2 pseudogenes are annotated in these 287 nt (G+C 44.3%); both read right to left on the reverse strand.

From position 1 onward, the window contains the following. Positions 1-147: pseudogene (locus tag WFN33_RS20290) on the reverse strand (acetyl-CoA C-acyltransferase); the annotation flags it as partial. Between the two features lie 13 nt (positions 148-160). After that, positions 161-287, reverse strand: a pseudogene (locus WFN33_RS20295) (3-oxoadipate CoA-transferase); the annotation flags it as partial.

The following is a 287-nucleotide window of genomic DNA, read 5'->3' on the forward strand; positions in this document are numbered from 1 at the left end:
GACTTGTTGCCAATCTACTGTTGGATTACGTTGTATCAATGCTTGAATTGGAATAGCACCGAGATCATCTGCACGTATTGGCGCAAGACCACCGGCATAACGACCAAATGGAGTACGGATGGCATCTATGATGTAAGCGTTTTTCATGTTGTCTATATCCTTAAGCCTGTGTCGCGTCAATCAATTGAGCACCCGTCAAAGCCTGTAATTCTTCAAAGCTCAGACCTGCAACTTTTTCAAGCACTTTTAAACCCTCTGGGGTCACGTCAATCACGCATAAGTCAGTA

It is taken from the genome of Acinetobacter sp. AS167, assembly GCF_037152175.1.
GTDB lineage: Bacteria > Pseudomonadota > Gammaproteobacteria > Pseudomonadales > Moraxellaceae > Acinetobacter.